This window comes from Pseudonocardia sp. EV170527-09, assembly GCF_008369905.1.
Taxonomy (GTDB): domain Bacteria; phylum Actinomycetota; class Actinomycetes; order Mycobacteriales; family Pseudonocardiaceae; genus Pseudonocardia.
The window spans coordinates 1-3,588 of sequence record NZ_VRMC01000186.1 but is presented as its reverse complement, the minus strand read 5'-3'; the positions used below and the strand labels follow the sequence as shown (position 1 = coordinate 3,588).

The window sequence follows — 3,588 nt, the reverse complement described above, 5'->3', positions numbered from 1 at the left end:
GGGAAAACTACTTTGGGAGAACGTTCTCCCGGGCGAAATACGCGGCCGCCCGCTTGAGAATCTCGTTCTCCACCTCAAGGCGACGCTTCTCCTTACGGAGCCCGGTCAATTCGCGTTTCTCGGCGCTACTCAGCCGTGAATCGGAGCCGCCGGTGTCGTCGGCGGCGGCCTGGGCCATCCAGCTCCGCAAACACGACTCCGATATCGACAGTTCCTTCGCGATCGCAGACACCGGCTTGTCGCCAGCACGAGCAAGGTCCACGGCGCGGCGCCGGAACTCGGGCGGGTGAGGTGCAGGCACGAACAACATCCTCCCTGGTGGACCGGGTCCACCTCAGGTGACGTGTCCGGCGTCAGGGGTCAAGCTCAGCGATCTGAGGTCGTCGGTGTGGTGGTCCCCGGTGTCGGGCTGCGCCGACGCGCAGGTCGCGGCGGTGCGGGCCGGGCTGATGGTGGGCGGTGTGTCGGCCAGCGATGACGGTGGTGATCGCTGGGACCAGTGGTCGGTCAGCGTGCTCACCGCGCTGCTGATGGCTGCGGATCTGTCCGGTCGGGACATGACCACCGTGGCGCGGTGGGTGTTCTCCCCGACCAACGACGCGCGCAGCGGGGGAGCGGGTGAAGCGCTGGACGTGTTGGGACGCAATCCTGGCGGGCGCGTCCCCGAGGGCACGCTGGACGCTCTGCGCCAGGTCCTGGCCACCGATGCCCGCAAGACCCGCGATTCGATCTTCATGACCTTATCCGAAGCGGTGAAATTCATGACCGATCCGCAGGTCGCAGCCCTGGTCACTGGTAGAGATGGTGGTCAGGAGCTCGATGCTGACCAGCTCCTCGCTGGTCGCGGATCGTTGTTCGTGGTCGGTTCGGACCGCGAGCATGCCTCGATCGCGCCGCTGCTGGCGGCGATGACCGGCCACCTGTTCGAGACGGCCAAGCGGGTCGCGTCGTCGCGGCCGAAGGGGCGTCTGGATCCGCCGCTGGGGTTGTTCCTCGATGAGGCTGCGTTGATCACTCCGGTGCCGCTGGACCGCTGGGTCGCCGACGCCGGTGGCCGTGGGATCCACATCGAGTGGGCGGTGCAGTCGCCGTCCCAGCTCGCCCAGCGCTGGGGCGCCAAGGGTGGCGAGACGATCTGGAACGCCACCAACGCCAAGGTCATGTTCGGTGGGCTGTCGCTGCGTGAGGACTTGGAGCGGGCCTCGGTGCTGTGCGGGGACCGGCACGAGCCGGTGCCCACCGGTGATGGTGAGGAGCGCTACGAGAAGGTGCGGGTGTGTCCGGTCGACCGGGTGCGCACGATCCCGCAGTGGCACGCGCTGCTGATCCATCGTGCGACCCCGGCCACGGTGGTGCGGATCAGTCCGGTGTGGGAACGGTCTGATCTGCGCCCGCCGCCTGCGATCATCACGCAGGCTCCCACGAGCGTGGCTGTTCGTGCCGCCGGGCATGCTGCAGATCAGGTGGCCGCCTAGTTCTGGCTGGTATGTCGTTGAGACGAGAGGAGATCGGTCACCGTGACCAGCGATGGCCCCGTCCCGCCGTCGGGTGGGGAGCGACCCGCTCCCGGCGCGCCCCGGCCGTGGGCAGTGCAGGCCGGTGAGCAGCTGCGCCAGGTGCAGCAACAGCTCGACGCCACGACCCGGCAGAGCGATGAGACCGCAGGTCACGTCGCTGAGATCGCCGACATCCTCGGCCGCATGAGCCCCAGACTTGACGACGTCGAACAGGCTGTGGCCGCCCTCGGGGCCGCGGTCGAGGCGGCCGCGACGGGCGCGGGCGACGCAGAGGACGAGGCGCTGTCGCTGACCCCGGCGCTGCGCTGGTCGCAGCTGGACCGAGAAGGCAAGCACGCCGCGTGGGACGCTCTGGCGGGGTTCGTCTCCGAGGTGCTCAACAACGACTATCAGCTCACGCGGCTCGAGCTGCCCGACTGCTGGCCGGTGCACCCGCGCGCGGTGCGTGAGCTCGCGTGGCTGCGTACCCTTTATGTCTCCTCCAGTGCGGTCGGTGTGCGTCCGGAGCTGGTGGCCGAGTGGCACGTGCGCTGGCTCCCGGCCGCGGTCACCAACCTCGCGGTCGCGATCGACCGGCGCGAGTGCGCCCCAGGTAAGCATCGCGTGACCGAGGAGGAACGCCGCCGCTACGACGACACCGTCAACGAGGCCAGCTCCGCCGGCCGACAGCCGCCAGCGCTGACCATCGAGCGGGGAGCTAATCGCCCCCGGTACTTCCCTGACCGGTTCCCGCCGCTGCGGGGCCACGACCCCAGCTATGGCGCCCGCCCGACCCGGGTAGCGCTGCTCGACTCCGAGACACCGGCACCGCCGAGTCGCCCGGAGTACTGGTGGGAGTACTTCCTTGACGCCCGCATGGCCGACATCGGCGAGGACCACGCCAGTACTTGACCCGCCGCTGGTGGATGGGTGCTGAGATGCTGAGGCCCAGCGGAAAGATGCTGAGGCCCAGCGGAAACTTCTTCATGCACGGATGGTGAGGCTGCCCATGGACGTGGTGACTGATCTGCTCGACGACGACCTCGACGTCGCCCGCCGGCGCACGATCATCGCCCACGTCAGCGCGCTGGATCCCCGCCCTCTGCAGCCCGTCCTGGAGCGTCAGGTCGCGGCGGTCCTGGCCGGTAGGCACAGCCCTGACGATGGGGCGGCGGTGGTGCCGGCGCTGCGTCTGCCGCCCCGCTATCTGATCGACCCACTCGTCACTCGGGAGGTCAATCGACAGACCACGTTGATGCTGCTGATAAAAGCTGCTCGTCTGCACGGAGTCGGCAATTTCAAGATCTGCCGGACCAGTATGGGCGACGACCCAACGGCGGCCCCGGATACCCGGATACCCGGATACCCGGATACCCGGATACTATTGCAACAAATTGCGCGCTATCGATTTCTACTCAGTCCATCATTGCGCGACGTCATCACCGAACATCGCACATCTGATATCGAGAAATTCGATCCACGGGCGGTCTCGGTGCGCTGGCTGTGTACCGCTGCCCTTCCTCCCCCAGGCGACGCCCAGGTCGACGACCGCTACCCCGTGGGCATCGACTCCTCGTCGCTGGATGGATCGAATGATGTCGACACGATTGGTCGCACCACTGATCGACTGCGGCCGAGGAAACGATGGCTGTCCTGGTTACGCGGGACGTGATTGACTCCCGAGATCTGCGTGAAGACGCCTGGAGAATACTCGGATGGCTCGCTATTCATTGAATGCGAAACGCCACGTGGTCCACGTCTTTGCAACTTCACCTGCTGAGATCGCTGGGGCGTCAACATCCTAATTGCAGGACGGCGGTGCTACGCCCGCCTATGGTGGGCAGCCCCCGTTACCTTCTTGATCAAGCCCGGTGTGGGCTTGCAGGCCACCGGTCGCGGTATGACTCGTTGCCCCTGTCGCTCGATGATCTGGGGGGTGTTGTCGCCGCGGCCGGAGCCCGCCACGGCCGCTGATAGAGACCTGACCGCACTTCGGTCTACTCGCAGGCGTGGCTGCTGTCAACGGCGGGTTGGGAGTAACCCCGTAACGACGGATTGGGACTGACCCCCTTGTCGGGTGTTCAGTCGTTGC

Annotated in this window: 4 protein-coding genes; 3 read left to right on the top strand and 1 reads right to left on the bottom strand. The window is 67.0% G+C overall.

Features of this window, described 5'->3' with window-relative positions:
* Window positions 1–7: 7 nt before the first annotated feature.
* Window positions 8–301, bottom strand: a complete 294-nt coding sequence (locus FVA95_RS27935; RefSeq protein WP_161992396.1) for a transposase — start codon at window positions 299–301, stop codon at window positions 8–10.
* A gap of 100 nt (window positions 302–401) precedes the next feature.
* Here FVA95_RS27935 and FVA95_RS27930 point away from each other — a divergent pair, with 100 nt between their 5' ends.
* The 3 genes from FVA95_RS27930 to FVA95_RS27920 all read left to right on the top strand — a co-directional run bounded on the left by FVA95_RS27930 (window position 402) and on the right by FVA95_RS27920 (window position 3,168).
* Window positions 402–1,475, top strand: a complete 1,074-nt coding sequence (locus tag FVA95_RS27930; RefSeq protein WP_240051785.1) for a type IV secretory system conjugative DNA transfer family protein — start codon at window positions 402–404, stop codon at window positions 1,473–1,475.
* A gap of 114 nt (window positions 1,476–1,589) precedes the next feature.
* Window positions 1,590–2,408, top strand: coding sequence for a hypothetical protein (locus tag FVA95_RS27925; RefSeq protein ID WP_240051784.1), 819 nt, complete (start codon window positions 1,590–1,592; stop codon window positions 2,406–2,408).
* A gap of 97 nt (window positions 2,409–2,505) precedes the next feature.
* Window positions 2,506–3,168, top strand: a complete 663-nt coding sequence (locus FVA95_RS27920; RefSeq protein ID WP_149666798.1) for a hypothetical protein — start codon at window positions 2,506–2,508, stop codon at window positions 3,166–3,168.
* Window positions 3,169–3,588: the final 420 nt, after the last annotated feature.